This is a genomic window from Paenibacillus tyrphae (assembly GCF_027925525.1).
Taxonomy (GTDB): domain Bacteria; phylum Bacillota; class Bacilli; order Paenibacillales; family NBRC-103111; genus Paenibacillus_G; species Paenibacillus_G tyrfis_B.
Genome location: NZ_BSDJ01000010.1, coordinates 47,290 through 63,289, shown reverse-complemented (window position 1 = coordinate 63,289; position 16,000 = coordinate 47,290). Strand labels below are relative to the sequence as shown.

Here is a 16,000-nt window from a genome sequence, read left to right as displayed (position 1 = left end):
TTTTATCTATGATCCAAAGCCCTTCTCTTCTCGGACTGGTTCCCCTGCTCTTATTTATCGGTTTAATTTTCATCCGATGGAACCCTATTGCGGCCATTGGCACCTCCATCATCGTGGGTGCCCTCATGAGCGGCGCAAGCTTAATGGACGTCGCTACCGTCATCGGCAAAAATGGGATGGCCGATTTTATCGCCTATATCGGCCTTGTCGTCCTGGCCGGCGGCGGCTTGGGAAAAATCGCCGAAAAGACAGGCGTCGCCCGCAACATCGTACGCTTTATCATGAACAACGTCGGGATCAACACGCCGAACAAAGCGATGATCAGCACCATGATCGCTTCCTCCCTGCTGGCCGCTCTGTTAGGTACGCTGGCCGGGGCCAACGCAATCGTCGCTCCCGTCCTGATCCCGGTGGTAGCTGCAGCCGGCCTGTCCTCCAGCGTCGTGGCCATCCTGTTCCACGGCGCGGCCGCAGCCGGGTTATTGCTTGGACCTTTCACTCCGCCTATGGTAACCTTAATGGAGCTGACAGGCTTAACCTATCCCCAGGTGCTTCTCCATGCAGGACTTCCTGTCGCCGTCATTATATGGGTCGTCACCTTTGTCTACAGCAAGCGAATCCTGAAGAAGACTCTGCTTTTGCATCCGTATTCCGATAACGACATCAGCGCGTTCCAGCAAGAAGAACAGCCCGATGCCAGGACGCGAAAAATTACGACCCAGGCTACCGTCGCCTTTCTCATCACCTTGCTCGGTTCCATTGCCTACGGAATTGCGATCAAAGGAGGGTCTACGTTTACCATCGTCGTCATCTTATTAACGGCGCTGATTACCGGACTCGTCGGAAGGCTTACTCCCAATCAAATTGCCGATACCTTTGTCGAAGGTGCCAAACCGCTTCTGTGGATCTTTATCCAGTTTATCTTGTTTACACCCTTCATCTACTTCACTGAAAAAATGGGCGGCTTCGAAGCCCTCAAAAATTTGCTGCTTCCTTACGTAGAGCACGGCGGACAAACGACGATGATCATTTTGAGCACACTCGTGAACATCACCGGTATTCCGGGAGCCGCGGTAGCGCATTCTATTCTCATGCATAAGATGTTCCTCCCTACCGTCACGGATCTGGCTATTCCGATGCCGGTCTGGGTGCTCGCTCTCTTGGTCGGCTCGCAAATGCCGTTCTTCTTGTACCCGACCGGGGATGCGCTCGGCTCTATGGGATTGGCCCGTTCCAAAGACCTGAAAAATGTAATCGTTTTCGGTGTCGTCGTGACCGCCGCCGTCTTTTTATTCATCGTCGTGCGCGCGCTCTTCTTATAACAAATGGAAAGTGATGATCGCTATGAACTTTAACCAGCTTGAAGCCACCATACGCCAAGCCGCATCTTCGGTAGAAGGCAAAGTGGGAATTGCCGTCGACACGGCCGAGGGGCAAATTCGCATCCATGCGGACGAGCCGTTCCCTTCCGCCAGTTTGATTAAAATTCCCATTCTGCTGGAAGCCTATCGGCAAGCGCAAGAAGGCAGGCTGGATTTGCATCAGCCTTATGCCATACCTTCCGGAGAGCGCGTGGGCGGAACGGGCGTAATTCATCAATTATCCGGCACGCTGCGCCTGTCTTTGCAGGATCTCATGGCCTTAATGATTATCGTTTCGGACAATACCGCGACGAATATGATTATCGAGCTGATCGGCATGGAGACCGTGAACAAGCTATCAGCCGTTCTGGGATGCGGCGCAACCGTTCTGGGCCGGAAAATGCTCGATTTCCAAGCCAAGCGGAACGGGAAAGACAACTTCACCTCAGCCCGCGATATGATTATTTTCCTCAAAGAAATCGTCGACGGAAGCACCTTGAAGCAAGAGGCTAAAGACGCCGCGCTGCAGTTGCTGCGGAATCAGCAGTTTAATGCGAAATTGCCCGCCCGGATAATCGGCGGCTTTTCGTTGGACAAGCCGGTGCTTGCCCACAAAACGGGCGAGCTGCCCGGAACGGAGCATGATGCGGGCATCCTTCAGGTGAACGGGAAAACCGCCTACATCGCCGTCCTCACCACCGATCTGGTTGACAATCTTCCCGCGCAGCAGGTAATATCAACAATTGGGAAGGCCGTTTTTGATTATTTAAACGAATAGTTCATTCTTAAGCCCCTGGAATTCTCAGGGGTGTTTTGACTATATGGCGATACGATTTGGAGGATGGGGCATGGTGATCAAAATTGCCGTTATCGGGTCTGAAAAAATGGCGGATAAAGTACTCCGCTTAAACAGCCATGCCAACGTGCAAATCCGCTCGCTCATTTATGACAAGCCGGAAGAGAGCGCCAAGCTGGTCAAGATGGCGCAAAATGACGACGTCCTGTTTTTCACGGGCCCTTTTCCGTATTTTTTCGCTAAGGACGAGATTGAGAAACAGGGGATTCCCGCCGTTTATATCCCGCTGGACGAGCTGGTGTTTACCGTCTCGCTCTATTACATCAGGGACACGCTCTGCATTCATCCGGACCGGTTATCGATCGATATCCCATACCAAGAGGTCGTCCTGCATGTGTTGGACGAGCTGAATATCGACGCCGCCCGGATTTATATCAAAGAGCACGAGCATTATCGTACCGACGAGATTGTAAAGTTTCATCACGAGCAATGGAAGGCCGGAAACGTCGATTTTGTGTTGACCTCCGTCCAATCCGTGCATAAAAAGCTGGAACAATTAGGCATCCCCAGCTTTCGCATGATCATTCCGAAAAAAAATATTCTAGACACGCTTCAGCACGCCGTCGCCAAGGGAGAACTGCTGTTAAGCCAAGCGTCCCAGATTGCTGCGGGCATCGTTCAAATCGACTATCCTGATGATGCGCAGGCCGCGGATACGGAACTGCATGCCAAGCTGCATGAGCTGCTGCTGGACTTGGGGAAAAAGATGAATGCTTCGGTGAAACGCATCGATGACCGCACGTTTATGATTTACGGAACGAGAGGCGGCATCCGGCAAATCACCGGGAATTACCACGTATTTCCTATTCTGGATCAGTTGAAACCGCTCACGCAGGCCAGCATCCGCTTCGGCTTCGGTTTCGGCGTCACGGCGCTCGAATCGGAAGAGCACGCCCAAATCGGCTTATATCATGCCAAGAAGCATGCGGGCCACGGCGCGTACATCGTTACCGAGAATAAAAAGGTCATCGGGCCGTTACATCATAAAACGACTAAAACCTTTCAGCTTCAAAGCGATGATGAGCACATCCTTACGGTTGCCAAGCAAACCGGGATCAGCGTTTCCAGCATTACCAAAATCATCGATTTTATCCATCTGCGTCACAACCGGATTTTTTCGGCGTCCGATCTGGCTGACTATCTGCAATTAAGCAAACGGAGCGCCGAACGCCTGTTGAAGAAGCTGGTCGATAGCGGCTATGCCGAAATATCGGGCGAGGAGCAGCCGTACCAGAAGGGCAGACCGCGGGCCTTGTATAAAATTTTGCTGTGACCCTTGATATCGCTGGCAAAAAAAAGCCAAGCCCGAACTAAGTTCGGCTTGGCTTTTTCGACGATCCTCCGCCCCAAAGCGCCTTCAGCTTATGCGCCGAAAGCTTCGGCTGGCGGTCGCGCGTGAACACGCCCTTGCGGTTGACGACGACCCGCGAAGGGGTCTGGCTTGTCTTGAAATCGGCGAACGACCATACGTGAGCTCCGATCGTGTATGGTTTTTGCCGGATGATTTCATACTGCCGGGTAACCATCTCCGCCTGATATTCCTCGGAAAACACCTCCGGCGGGTCCACGTGCACACCGGCGACGGCGTCCGCTCCGAACTCCGTCACGATCACCGGCTTGCCGAGAACCTCGTAGCAGCGGTCCAGCTTCTCGCTCAGGATGCGGCAGCCTTCGTCTAACCGGCCGGCCTGCTCGTACCAGCCGTGATACCGGTTGAGGCTGACAAAGTCGTAATGCTTCAGCGCGACGTCCTTCTCCACATCGACGCAATTGACAATCGTAACCGGCCGCGTATCGTCCAGCGATTTTGCATGGCTGTACAGCGCTTCATAGAACGCATCAGCCTCTGGGGCCAACGTATCTCCTTCGTTCGCCAAGCTCCAGGCGATAACGCACGGGTGATTGACATCGCGTTCGATCATTTCCGTGATCACCCGTTTCGCTTTATTCAGGATAGCGGTTCCCTTGTAATGGCTGCGAACGAACCCGACGAAAGGCGTTTCGCCGATAACCAGCAAGCCGTGCTTATCAGCGTAGCTCAGAAATTCGTCGCTGTACGGATAATGAGACGTGCGAACCGAGTTCGCTCCGATCCAGTTCAGCAGGTTGAAATCTTTGGCGATGACCGCGGGAGAGATGCCTTTGCCCAGTACCGGGAAATCCTCGTGCATGCCGAAGCCGGTGAGAAATACCGGTTTGCCGTTCAGCAAAAGCTCGGTGCCCCGAATCGACACGGTCCGGATGCCGAACGTTTGCACGTACTGATCGATCGCTTGGCCATCCCCGTCCGTCAAGCGGACCTCCAATTCGTACAGGAAGGGGTCCTCCGGACACCACAGTCTTGCCGCCGGAACGGTAAAGTCAACATCAACCGAAGGCCCGTCCGTTCCAATCTCCACGGACGAACGGCATTGCGTGCCACGTATGCTAACGGTGCAAGCTCCTCCGAAGCCTTCGCTTAGACCGACATGAGCTTTGACTTTGCCGTCCGTGCCGTCGATCTCCGTCGTAATCCGAATGTCGCTGACAAAGGACATCGGAGTCGTAAACAGCGTCACCGAACGATGAATGCCGCCATAAGGGAAAAAGTCGTAGTAGTTGTTCGGATACTGTCCTTTGAATCCGACGATCTGTTCGTCCTCCACGTCTCCCGGCGGAAGACGGTCGGCCGCGATAGCGGCGTCTACCCGGATCGTGATCCGGTTCGGGCCGTCCCAGCGGACATGGTCGGTAATCTCGAACACGAACGGAAGGTGAGCGCCTTCATGCCGGCCGACTTCGGTCCCGTTCACCCACACGGTCGACAAGTAATTGGCCGAACCGACGCGCAGCCAGATCCGTTCCGAGCGAAGCTGTCTGGAAAGCTCTATCTCCCGTTCATACCAGCCCGTGCCGAAAAAGTACATCAAATCCTGAAATTGCTCGTTCCAGCTGGCCGGTACCCCGATTTCCCTGTCGGCCGGCAGTTGAAGCGGCCATCCCCGTTGTTCCCCGTCATCGTTAACGTCCGGTGCAAACTTCCAAAATCCGTCTAGCGAAATCATCGCTCTGGAACTATTTGATTGTGGATACAGCATACGTAGTTGCTCCCTCCGTCTTCAAAATCATCTCTGGTCGCATTCCTACGAACCATCGTAGCACGGAGCGCCTGCGAAAGATTTGAACGATTTTTACCGGATGTGTACATTATTTTGACTTGTTGGCACGCGGAGGCAAGCTAACGTACGGCGATCTCGTCATACACCTTGTGATGGATGACGAGATTCGCATTTTCCGCCGTCTCGGTTACCCGTTTACCCAACTGCTCTTCGGCGTACTTCCATTTCAGCCGTTCCTGGACATCTTCAAATCGAAGATCCCCGCCCGGTGTGCGCTCCGTACATTGAAGGACGAATACCGATCCGGCCGTTTCGAATAATTCGCTGACTTCGCCCGGCTTCAGCTTGCGGACAGCAGCGAACACCTTCTCCTCTTCCTCGCTGCTATCTACAGCATAGGTCGATTCGTCGAAGGTTCTTTCCTTCACCGACGCATTTACCCCAAGCTGCCGGACAACCGCATCGGCCTCCTTGCCGCCTGCCAGCCCGGATCGGATGCCGTTCATCGTCTCCATCGCGACGCTTCTTGTTAGGGAACTGGAGCCATCACCGTTTCCAAAAGCCAATTCAACAACTTGCGTACGAATACGGTCGGGCTTCTTCAGCTCCCCTTTTTTTCGCAGGTTTTCGTAAGCGGCATGCAGCGCCTCATTCGCGGCCGGAGCCTCATGGTTCACAGCATAATCAAGAAGCTGCCGTTTGATCGTATCGTGAACGTGGTTGAAATAGGCGATCTCGCTATACTCGCGGGGCCCGAATATAGGCTGGCCCTTCTTCACGGCTTCAGCTCTCCTTTTGTTTTCCTCGGTTAACCTCTCTTTAAAGCCTCTGTAGCTGACATCGTCCGTCAGTCCGTATTGCTTGGCCAGAAGCTGCTCCGTCTTTATGATTTTAAGCTTTTCCAGCGTTTTTTTCTTCGCCATCTCCAACGGAATTTCACCGTTGAAGCTTTTCGTCCAAAATTCCGCACTATCTTGCGCGCCGTATTTTTCATGAAAATATCCATACACTTCCGCTACGCGATCTTTCAGAACCATCTCATATTCGCCCAAAACAACAGGTTCCCCATTGATCGTCAAAACCTCCGCATAAGCATCGCGGCCGGACCGCTGTCCGAACAAGAAGAACAAAAAAACAAGCAAAGCTGCAAGCAGCACAATGACAAGCGTCATCCGTTTCTTCATGTGAAAAGCCTCCTAAAAAATCATCAAGGAAATAGCAGAGACTGCGTCATTCCGTCATCCAAGCATCTGCTATTTCCCGATGATCCTGACAATTCCTCTAAGCAAGGGAGGTTATTGCGTCAATACGAGCTGCGGCTTGTTGCTCGCGGCCTCTTTGGTATTGAAAGAAACGTCTCCCTTCGAGCTGGCCGCACCTTCGTTCACCAGCAAGAATGACACGAGCTTGTCCGACATCTGGCTGTTCACATAGCTTGTCACATCGAATTCATACCATGTCCCGACGGTATTGCTCATGACGGCGCTGCCGAGGAGCGTTGTGCCCGCCGGGGCGTTGTTCCAGGTGATGCCCGTTTCGCTCCAGCTTTCATCCGCGGTGCCGTATAATTTCACCGTTCTTGAAGCGTCCGTATTAACGGCCGGGACATACAGCTTCACTTTGGCAGAAGCTGCGCTCGAACCGCCAAAGGTTCCGTAATTGAACTTGACATAAGCTTTTCTGGCAAACCCGGACGCATCGGCTTTGACCATCATCGTCGCCTCTGTGCCGTAATTCGTACCCGCGTAAGCTCCGTCCCTGACATAGGAATCGGCAGTTGGCTCATAGCTCACCGAAGGCTGGATCGGACCGCCCGACGCATACTCGAAAGCGCCGATATCCGGATTGCCGTTGTATAGAGCCGTGCCCCAGAAATCTCTGCCGCCGTTATTCGCCACAAAGACCCCGCTGTTAATGAGCGGCGACGTCGGCTGAAGCTTGTAGCCGCTCAACCGGTTCGGATCGTTCATATTGATGTTCGTTTCTCCAGCCCCAGGGTTGACGAGCTGCGGGTCGGCCGTTATTAAACCGAGATGCGACGCGGGACCGTTGATGTCGTCGATGGTTGCCGGGTAGAAGCTGTTGTTTTGGAATACGGCCGACGTGCTCCATGCCTTTTCCGCAAACTTCGTAATCGTTCCATCCGCTTTAATGATATTGTTATAAAACTTGACCATATTGGAATCGTTATCAAAAACTTGAGTCTTCACGTTGGGCCCCACATAAATGGTATTGTTGTAAATTTCGTTTCCTGGGCTGGTGCTGTGATAAAAGAAAATTTCCTGGCCTGAACGGTAGCCGTCGTTTTCACTGATGTTGTACCTGAACTTCAAATTGCTTGCGCTGGGCATGACCAACACGAGTCCGCCGGAGTTATTGTGGCTGTAGTTATACTGGAAGACGTCTCCGATACAGTTGTTGTCCGAATCGAAGGCTTCCCCGTCGTTGTTGCCGCCGCTTCCGCCGTACACTTCGTTGAACTGGACGACAGCTCCCGTCGTATAGTGCGTCCATAGGCCCGCGTAATTGCCGGAAGACGTTTTGCTATGGTTTTTCACCGTGTTGTATTCGGCCAAAGCGCCGGACAGCACTTCCGCCAGTACCATGCCGTCTCCCCATACTTCTTCGACGAAGTTGCCCCGGAATACGACATTCGTGCTAATCTTCGGATAGCCGTTGCCCGCATCCGATTTCGTGCGGATCCCTTCCTTGGTTACATTGGCGACATGGTTGTTCTCCACCAGCACATCGTTAAATCCGGCCTGCAAGCCTACCGTAGCTTTCCCGTCTTTGTCGATATGCGTACCGAAGAAGATGATTCCGCCGCTGTTTTTGTTGCCGTTCACATCCGAATTCACATCGTGAACGTAGCAATTTCTCACATAAATATGGTTTTTCAATCCGGATTGATTGTTGTACACCAGAATACCGGCTCTTGAGGATACAATGGAAGAGCTAAAATTGGTCACCTCAAGGTTGTTAATTTCCCAATATTCTTGGTTGTACAGCATGACGGCGCCCGATGTGTTCGCGGGATAGCTCGTGCCCGCTCCGTTAATAATCGGCTTGGCGCCGGTTCCGTAGCTGTCGATCACAATCGGATTCCCGCTCGTTCCCGATCCCTTCGGCCACAACTGGCCGGTCCAGACGCCGCCCGACTTGAACAAAATTTTATCGCCCGGCTGAAACGTCGTGCCGTTGACTTTGGCTAAAGTTGCCCACGGCGCGGAAGAGCTTGTTCCGGTGTTCGTGTCACTTCCGCCCGCCGAATCGACATAGTAAGTTGTTCCGGCCGCATGTGCAGGCTCGGGAGCGACGTACAATACTCCTGCTATGTGCAGCAGCATGGCTATGATAAGGAAGACAGCAAAGCTAGATCTTATACGGGGAAGGTTCATTACGAAATACCCGCCTTTCATCTAAAATAATTTCCTGCGGTCAGCGAACGCTATGCTCAAGAAAGCGCACTCATTTTCATCCCTCCGTTTCCGTCCGCTAACCCCATAGTATTGGGCATGGCCCTCCCCGAACAGGCACGATTTACACCACTTTTACTCATTTTTTAATCCGTTTGCCCAGGGCCGGACGTATGACAGCAGTCTCATCCTTTCCTGGACGAACGGTACAAGCTCGGCAAAGCCCCGGTATGGGCCTTAAACAGCTTCGTAAAATAATTTTTGTTCTCGTACGAGAGCATGGCGGCGATCTCTTCGACGGTTTTGTCGGTCCGTTCCAGAAGCTCCTGTGCTTTCTCCATCTTGGTTCGGGTGACGAACTCGACAAAATTTTCTCCCGTTTCGCGTTTAAACAGCCGGCTCAAATAGTTGGGATGGAGGTGCAAATGCGCAGCTGCCTCCTCAAGGCCGACCCGCTCCTGCCACTTGCTGGCGACAAACCGCTGGCATTCCAGCACCTCGCGGCGCTTCGATTCCTTTCTGATCCTTCCGGCGCACTCCACGGCTTGGTTCAGAAAATGCTGAAGCCACTCGCCCAGCTCCTGCAGGCTCGCTAGTTCCATGACATCGTGATGCAGAAGCCCTGAGGCAAAGCTGGTTTGCGTCATCTGAAGAGATTTCAGCCGCAAGCGGATCTCCAGCACGATTTTGAGCGTCCATTCCTTCACTTCCACAGGGTGAAACCGGTTTTCACGCATAATCCTCATCCATTGACCGACGGTCGCGGCGATCGAGTCTGTTTTCTCTTGCAGCACAAGCTGCCGGAAATCCTCCAAAGCCGGCACATACTGAGCTAACAGCTCGTCCCCCAAGCCTGCGACGGGCAGCGCCTGCTCCATTCGCCCGACCGATCCATGCGGCATGTAAAACCGTTCCTTTCCCAGTCCGATGAGCGCCGCGAGGTTCTCCTTAAGACGGAGCGGCTCCTTGCAAGGCAGCCCGATCATGAACGAATAAGACACTTTCGCATATTGAAGCAGGCACTTCTGCTGGGCACGAAGCATCTCCTCCACCCGCTTCCAACTCCCGATACGATGTTCGGAGGAAAAAGGAAACAACAACAACAGCTCTCCCTGCTGGTAAGGGAATACCTTGCATGCTCCGGAACCGAGCGCTTCCGTCAATATATTCTCGGCCGTATCCCGCAGCAGCTCGGGCGAACGAAACCGCGCGACCGCTTCCCGGGGACGATCGGGAAAGGCCAGCACCGGCACCCACTCCCCATGGGAAAAGTCGATCCCGTACTCCTGCGCCCGCCACTCCCATTCCTGGACGTTGAGCAGGGGGCTTTGAATGGTATGGAGCATGAAGGCCTGCCGAAGTAGGCTGTCGTTCTGCTTCACCTTCGCTTCCATGTCCCGTTTCGCGGCTTCGGAGCTTCTCTCCGCATCAAGCGCCTCACTCATCTGCATCAGCAAGTCTCCGATCAGCCCGGCCGTCATCGTTTCCTTCAACACATAATCGGTCACATGAAGCTTGAGCGCTTGCTGGGCATAATCGAATTCGTCGTGACACGAGAGGATAACGACCTTGAGCCCCGGATGCAGCGCTCGCATCGCCCGGATCAGCGCCATCCCGTCCATTCCCGGCATCCCGATATCCGTTACCAGAATATCCACTTGCGATGCCCCGGCAGCGGAGAGCGCTTCCTCGGGATCTTGAAAGCAGCCGCCCAGCCGGCATTGAACCGCTTCCCATGGCAGTGCTTCCTTCAAATAGTGCAAAACCGGCAGATCGTCGTCGACAACAAAGACGGTGTACATCCCCTACTCCTCCTCTCGCTGCTGCGGAATGATCAAGGTAATGGTCGTGCCTTGCCCTAGCTCGGAATCCATAGTAAAAGAACAACTCTCCTTATAGATGAGCCGCAGACGCTCGTATACGTTCCGCAGTCCGATGCCCGACAATCCCGCGGACGCCCGTTCCTTCGCTTCGCCCTCCCCCTGCAGATCGGCGCGAAGCTTTTCCAGCCGCTCCTTCGAGATCCCGACGCCTGAATCCGCGATCACGATGTTCAGACGTCCGTCTGCCAGCAGGTGCGTATGAATCGTGATCGTTCCTCCTTTGCTGGCGAATCCATGCAAATAAGCGTTCTCAATGATTGGCTGCAGCACAAACCGGGGCACTTCCGCCAGCACGGCGTCCGAAGCGACCGATACCTTCAAATGAAGTAGGTCCCCGAGCCGGACGTTAATCAGCCGGACATACTGCCCAATCATCTCGATCTCTTCATGCAAGCTGACGAACTCATTGTTGCGGTTAATCGTCATTCTGAGCAACGAAGACAAAGAACTGATGAGGTCCGCATTTTCCGCATCGCCGCGGAGCAAAATTCTCATGCGGATCGAATTCAAAATATTAAATAAAAAGTGCGGATTGATTTGAGCCTGAAGCATGGCCAGCTCCGCCTTTCGTTTATGCTCTTGCTCGCGGATGATGCTGTGGACCATCGTCTCGATCCGGTCCAGCATCCGGTCGAAGACAACACCCAGCCGGCCTACCTCGTCCCAGCCCCGGATACCGGACCGTTCGCCCAGATGCCCGGATTCGATGCGGACAACCGTCTGCGCCAGCCTTCGAATGGGGGTGGTCAAAGCGCCTGTCAAATAGAGCAGAACTCCGGCGAACACGATTAAACACAGCGTTTGAATGAGAAAATCGATCCGGCGAATCGCCTGGATCGGCTTGGACGCTTGCTTGTATGGGCTCATGCTCACGAGCTGCCAATGCGGATTGAGTGCTTCCGCGATGAGAAGATTGGCTTCGCCGTCGACCTCGATCAAGCTGGCCTGTCCTTCGGAGGGCAATTGATCGCGAAACGGAAACAGCGTGCCGATGCGCTCCATCTCCTTGCCGAATACGATCCGGCCTTCGCGATCCGTAATGAGAAGCGTCTCTTCCTTCTTCGAGCTTGAAAACAGCTTTTGCAAAGCGGCGGCATCCAGACTGACGACAGCCACCGCTCTGAGCTGGTCGCCAGAGCGAATAGGCTTGGCGAGCGTAAGGACATAAGGGTGGCGGACGCCGTCCGGATTCGGCACATAGTTCTGTTCTCCGCCGACCCAGCGGGTCTGATAATGCGCCAATTCGCTCGTTTCTTGGTACCACGGCTTGCCGAACAACTGCTTCGGGTCGAAGTCAAAGCTGCTGTAATTGGCCCAAAAGTCCCCATTCGGCAATAGAATCGTCAAATACAGCGGATCGAAGGAAGCGAGAATGGCGTCCAGCCTTTTGTTCAGCTTCAGCTTGGTTTGAACGATTTCGTACGGCTGGCGGACCGGGTCCATCCGGCCGAGTTCAGTAACGAATAAATGCAGGTCCGGATCGAATTGCAGCAGGTTTAAAATATACAGCATCCGATCGAGTTGATTCACCACGTACTGGTCCACAATTTTTAACGATTCTTGCGAATTGCGGGTGACTTGCTCCTTCATCACGTCCTGCGTAAACCAGTTGGAAACAAAAAATGAAACGACGGCCGGCAGCAATAAGCATACGACGATGCCCGCCATCAGCTTGCCGCGCAGCGAGAGCGCTTCAATCCAAGTCCGCATAGGGAAGCTCCTCCCCGAGCCGAAAGTGAAAAGGAGAACATTCGTCCTCCTTGCCCTCATCTTACCATAGCTTGGAAGCCAGCGGTCCGTTTCTCATTGCCTATGGCAGCACAAAAAACGCCAAGCCGCAAAAAGATCGACTTGGCGTCTTATTCGTCATATTGATGAAGCATGGCCTCTTCCTCGGCCGCGCTTTGCAGATCGTACGCGTTGATGCTCTGGATCGGATAATACTCCTGATCCGCCAGACGCATCGCTTCCTCCCGAAGGAATTTCGGCGAGCCTTCGTTCTCGTCGTCATAGACTAGCAGCAGACCGTCGGAATTGCGCAGCAAAAATTGATCCCGCGCGCGAAACTGCCACGGCCCGCTATATTTGCTTTTCGTGACGCTGTTCACATAGTCCGCGCCCGCCAGCACCTGCTGGTAAACGGCCTTCTTCTCTTCGCTCCAGTTCTCCTCCTGCTCGAGGAACGGGGTAATGACGGCGAGCTTCAGCTCAAAGCCCTGCGACTTCATCTCGAGCGCCGCCTCGGCCGCCCACAGCTCCACGCCCCATTGGCCGCTGACGATCACCCATTCGAGCCCTTCGTCCAGCAACGCGGCGAACCGGCTTTTCAGCGCCTTCTTAATAATCCCGATGCCGGGATGCTTCAGCGAAAATATCCCAAGCTCCGACGCCTTATAGCCCGTTACAAGCAAGCTTTTCACGGTAACAGCCTCCTTGTGACTTGTGCAGCGGTTATTTGAACCATCCTTTTTCCTTAAACCGCATGATCGCCTCGATCCGGTTGCTGACGCCGAGCTTATCCAGAATGACGGAAATGTAGTTGCGGACGGTTCCGGTGGTAATATACAACTGACTGGCAATTTCCTTCGTGTTCTTCCCGTCAGCGATCAGGTGCAGCACTTCCTGCTCCCGCTCGGTCAGCGGGTTCTCCTCCCCGTCCGCCTCATCGACCAGCTCCGATGCGTAGATGCGCCGGCCGGCCATGACGCTGCGGATCGAATCGGCCAGCTCTTCGCTGGGGCTGTCTTTCAGCAAATACCCGTGCACCCCGGCCTTCAGCGCGCGTTCGAAATAGCCGTAGCGGGCAAACGTCGTCAGGATGATCACCTTGCAGCCGCAGCCCTTCAGCTCCTCGGCCGCTTCCAGCCCGCTCTTCCCGGGCATCTCGATGTCCATGATGCAAATATCCGGTTTATGAAGGCGGACCAGCTTGACCGCATCCTCGCCGTGGTTGGCCCGTCCGACCACCGTCATGTCCTCTTCCAGATCGAGCAAGGAAGCCAGCGCGCCCAGCAGCAGCCGCTGATCCTCGGCAATGACAATGCGAATCATCCCCTCGCCTCCTTTTCCGGTTGTTTGAAGACATTCGGCACTCTGATCACAATCATCGTTCCCGGACCCGGACCGATCTCCAGGCTCCCGTTCACGAATTCGAGGCGCTCCTTCATACCTCCCAGCCCGTTGCCCCGCAAGCAGTCCGGATGCTCCGCCAGACCGCATCCGTCGTCCCGTACCTGAACCACGAGCTCCGTCCGCGACGGCTTGATGGCAATCCAGCATGTGGATGCGCCGCTGTGCTTGACAATATTGGTAACGGCTTCCTTAATGCACATGCTGACCACATTTTCGTTCAGCAGCGAGGTGTTGGTCAGCTTCGGGCTGCCTTCCACAACAAAACCGATCTGCGCCGCTTTCAGCATCTGCTTGACCCGAAACATTTCATCCTCCAGCCGCGTGCCGCGCATCTTGGTGACCATCTCCCGCACTTCCTTCAGCGCGCTTCTGGCGGTCTGGTGAATGTCGTTCAGCTCGGCTTGGGCGCGGCTCGGATTTTTGCCGATCAATTTCCCGGCCAGATCGCTTTTTAAGCCGATGAGCGAGAGCTTCTGGCCGAGCGTGTCGTGCAGGTCACGGGCGATTCTTTGGCGTTCCTCCAGCTTGACAAGCTCGGAGATCTTCTTGTTCGCCACCTCCAGCTCGTCTTGCAGCTTCTCCCGCTTATTGCGGTTGTATGTGTTCACCGGCAGCAGAATGACGCCGATCAAGCTGACCAACACAAACGGCAGCTGCGTAATAATGACCGGATTTTGCGTCACGAAGCCGTAATTGATCGAGACCAAAGTGCTGACCAGATGAATGGAATACAGCGTGAAAAATCCGACCCGATGGTGGATATTGCCGATAAAAAACGCCAGAAAGAGCGAGAAATACACATAGCCGAACAGCAGACTCATCGTAATGGAAATGCCGATCTGCACGCTGGTCCAGAAGTACACCAGCCATCCTTTGGATACAAAAGTAAGCACATAGCATATAAAAAAGCCGATAATCATCGTAATGCCGACGACCACTTTATAAGTCGATGAAGAGCTGAAAATGAAATAAAACGGAAGAATATAAAAGACGACCCATACATAGGGGCTGAGTCCCGTATTTTTGTGAATAATTTGAATCCACTTGCGCATGGCGTCACCCTTGTCTTTTGAAACAGGCTTTTATTTTCCTTGCAAGCTCGGACTGGGGCTTTTCACCTGGCTGGCCGCCGCCGGCTTGCGGAGCAAAGGCTTGATGTCTTTAAAGCCTACAAAGTTTTTGCGATTCTCGTCCCACAAGTGGAAACGAAGCGACTGCAAGCTGGTGCTGATCGTAAGCGTCGTAACCTTCTGCAGCTCGGGAGTGGCCTCATGCGCCTTCTCCAGGTTATAGTTCGGTACCTTCGGACTCAAATGATGCACGTGATGAAACCCGATATTTCCGGTGATCCACTGCAGCAGCTTCGGAAGCTTGTAATATGAGCTCCCTTCTACGGCCGCTTTCACGTAGCTCCACTGGTCCTCATTCTCGAAGTAGGATTCCTCGAATTGATGCTGCACATAAAACATCCATATCCCTAGCAAGCCGGAGACGAAAAAGACCGGGCCTTGGACCAGCACAAAAGCCTGCCAGCCGATCACCCAGATCAGCAGCGCATACAGAGCAACGATAGCCAGATTCGTCACGTAAGTATTGATCCGCTCTTTGCGTCTCGCTCCCTTGCGGTTAAAGCGGTATTGAAGCAGAAAGACGTAGACCGGCCCGACGACGAACATCGACAGCGGATTCCGGTAAATCCGGTAAGCGATCCGTCTCCATAGCGGAGCGGCAACGTATTCGTCCACGGTGAGAATCCAGATGTCCCCGACGCCGCGCTTATCGAGGTTGCTGCTTGTGGCATGATGAATCGAATGGCTGTTTTTCCACTGCTCATACGGACATAGCGTCATCACACCCGTGATATTTCCGAGTATATCATTAGCGAGCCGGCTTTTGAAGAACGATTGGTGACAACAGTCATGGAAAATAATAAAAGTCCGGACCACAAAGCCGCCGGCCACGATGGTGAGAGGAAGCGTCAGCCAGTACGAAACGGACAAGCTTGCATAAGCCGCATACCAGAGCAGCACCAGCGGCACCAGCGTGTTCACAAGCTGCCATAAGCTTGACTTCGTATCGGTTTTCTCAAAGGGACCGACATTCTTTTTAAGATGAGCTATATTCGCTTGTTGCATTCGTTTATTTCCTCCTCGATAGGACGCGCGGGGAACGTTATAGAACGTCGGACGCAGGTTTTCTATCCTCTATTATAGAGAAAGCGTCCGGCAGCCTGTAGTCATAAACGTCAGATCGA

Annotated in this window: 12 protein-coding genes; 3 read left to right on the top strand and 9 right to left on the bottom strand. The window is 53.8% G+C overall.

Annotated features, from left to right (window positions below; genetic code table 11):
• Nucleotides 1-8: 8 nt before the first annotated feature.
• The 3 genes from QMG93_RS13845 (at nt 9) to QMG93_RS13835 (ending at nt 3,490) form a co-directional block, all read left to right on the top strand.
• Complete coding sequence (locus QMG93_RS13845; protein WP_281937342.1) at nt 9-1,322, top strand: SLC13 family permease; 1,314 nt, start codon at nt 9-11, stop codon at nt 1,320-1,322.
• 22 nt (nt 1,323-1,344) lie between these two features.
• Entirely contained in the window at nt 1,345-2,139 is a 795-nt protein-coding gene (locus QMG93_RS13840; protein ID WP_281937340.1) for a serine hydrolase, read from the top strand.
• 70 nt (nt 2,140-2,209) lie between these two features.
• Entirely contained in the window at nt 2,210-3,490 is a 1,281-nt protein-coding gene (locus QMG93_RS13835; RefSeq protein ID WP_281937338.1) for a transcriptional regulator, read from the top strand.
• Between the two features lie 37 nt (nt 3,491-3,527).
• On the opposite strand, the gene uidA is transcribed toward QMG93_RS13835, so the two are convergent.
• The 9 genes from uidA to QMG93_RS13790 all read right to left on the bottom strand — a co-directional run bounded on the left by uidA (nt 3,528) and on the right by QMG93_RS13790 (nt 15,881).
• Nucleotides 3,528-5,294: a beta-glucuronidase gene (uidA, locus tag QMG93_RS13830; RefSeq protein WP_281937337.1), complete on the bottom strand. Its 1,767-nt coding sequence runs from the start codon at nt 5,292-5,294 to the stop codon at nt 3,528-3,530.
• 140 nt (nt 5,295-5,434) lie between these two features.
• Nucleotides 5,435-6,499, bottom strand: coding sequence for a peptidylprolyl isomerase (locus tag QMG93_RS13825; RefSeq protein ID WP_281937335.1), 1,065 nt, complete (start codon nt 6,497-6,499; stop codon nt 5,435-5,437).
• 111 nt (nt 6,500-6,610) lie between these two features.
• Nucleotides 6,611-8,713, bottom strand: a complete 2,103-nt coding sequence (locus QMG93_RS13820) for a DNRLRE domain-containing protein (RefSeq protein WP_281937333.1) — start codon at nt 8,711-8,713, stop codon at nt 6,611-6,613.
• Nucleotides 8,714-8,916: 203 nt separating this feature from the next.
• Entirely contained in the window at nt 8,917-10,533 is a 1,617-nt protein-coding gene (locus QMG93_RS13815) for a response regulator transcription factor (RefSeq protein WP_281937330.1), read from the bottom strand.
• 3 nt (nt 10,534-10,536) lie between these two features.
• Entirely contained in the window at nt 10,537-12,324 is a 1,788-nt protein-coding gene (locus QMG93_RS13810; protein ID WP_281937328.1) for a sensor histidine kinase, read from the bottom strand.
• Between the two features lie 149 nt (nt 12,325-12,473).
• Nucleotides 12,474-13,034, bottom strand: coding sequence for a DUF1273 domain-containing protein (locus tag QMG93_RS13805; protein WP_281937327.1), 561 nt, complete (start codon nt 13,032-13,034; stop codon nt 12,474-12,476).
• A 31-nt stretch (nt 13,035-13,065) separates the two neighbouring features.
• Nucleotides 13,066-13,665, bottom strand: a complete 600-nt coding sequence (locus QMG93_RS13800) for a response regulator transcription factor (RefSeq protein WP_281937325.1) — start codon at nt 13,663-13,665, stop codon at nt 13,066-13,068.
• On the bottom strand, nt 13,662-14,798 hold the full coding sequence (locus QMG93_RS13795; protein ID WP_281937323.1) for a sensor histidine kinase: 1,137 nt from the start codon (nt 14,796-14,798) through the stop codon (nt 13,662-13,664). The genes QMG93_RS13800 and QMG93_RS13795 overlap by 4 nt, the downstream gene beginning before the upstream one ends.
• Before the next feature lie 30 nt (nt 14,799-14,828).
• On the bottom strand, nt 14,829-15,881 hold the full coding sequence (locus tag QMG93_RS13790) for a fatty acid desaturase (RefSeq protein WP_281937321.1): 1,053 nt from the start codon (nt 15,879-15,881) through the stop codon (nt 14,829-14,831).
• Between the last annotated feature and the right edge of the window lie 119 nt (nt 15,882-16,000).

What these genes read in the sequence shown, in the direction of transcription:
- QMG93_RS13840 (WP_281937340.1), top strand. Translation starts at nt 1,345, where the DNA reads ATGAACTTTAACCAGCTTGAAGCCACCATACGCCAAGCCGCATCTTCG.
- QMG93_RS13810 (WP_281937328.1), bottom strand. Translation starts at nt 12,324, where the DNA reads ATGCGGACTTGGATTGAAGCGCTCTCGCTGCGCGGCAAGCTGATGGCG.
- QMG93_RS13790 (WP_281937321.1), bottom strand. Translation starts at nt 15,881, where the DNA reads ATGCAACAAGCGAATATAGCTCATCTTAAAAAGAATGTCGGTCCCTTT.
- QMG93_RS13845 (WP_281937342.1), top strand. Translation starts at nt 9, where the DNA reads ATGATCCAAAGCCCTTCTCTTCTCGGACTGGTTCCCCTGCTCTTATTT.
- QMG93_RS13800 (WP_281937325.1), bottom strand. Translation starts at nt 13,665, where the DNA reads ATGATTCGCATTGTCATTGCCGAGGATCAGCGGCTGCTGCTGGGCGCG.
- QMG93_RS13820 (WP_281937333.1), bottom strand. Translation starts at nt 8,713, where the DNA reads ATGAACCTTCCCCGTATAAGATCTAGCTTTGCTGTCTTCCTTATCATA.
- QMG93_RS13815 (WP_281937330.1), bottom strand. Translation starts at nt 10,533, where the DNA reads ATGTACACCGTCTTTGTTGTCGACGACGATCTGCCGGTTTTGCACTAT.
- QMG93_RS13795 (WP_281937323.1), bottom strand. Translation starts at nt 14,798, where the DNA reads ATGCGCAAGTGGATTCAAATTATTCACAAAAATACGGGACTCAGCCCC.
- uidA (WP_281937337.1), bottom strand. Translation starts at nt 5,294, where the DNA reads ATGCTGTATCCACAATCAAATAGTTCCAGAGCGATGATTTCGCTAGAC.
- QMG93_RS13825 (WP_281937335.1), bottom strand. Translation starts at nt 6,499, where the DNA reads ATGAAGAAACGGATGACGCTTGTCATTGTGCTGCTTGCAGCTTTGCTT.
- QMG93_RS13835 (WP_281937338.1), top strand. Translation starts at nt 2,210, where the DNA reads ATGGTGATCAAAATTGCCGTTATCGGGTCTGAAAAAATGGCGGATAAA.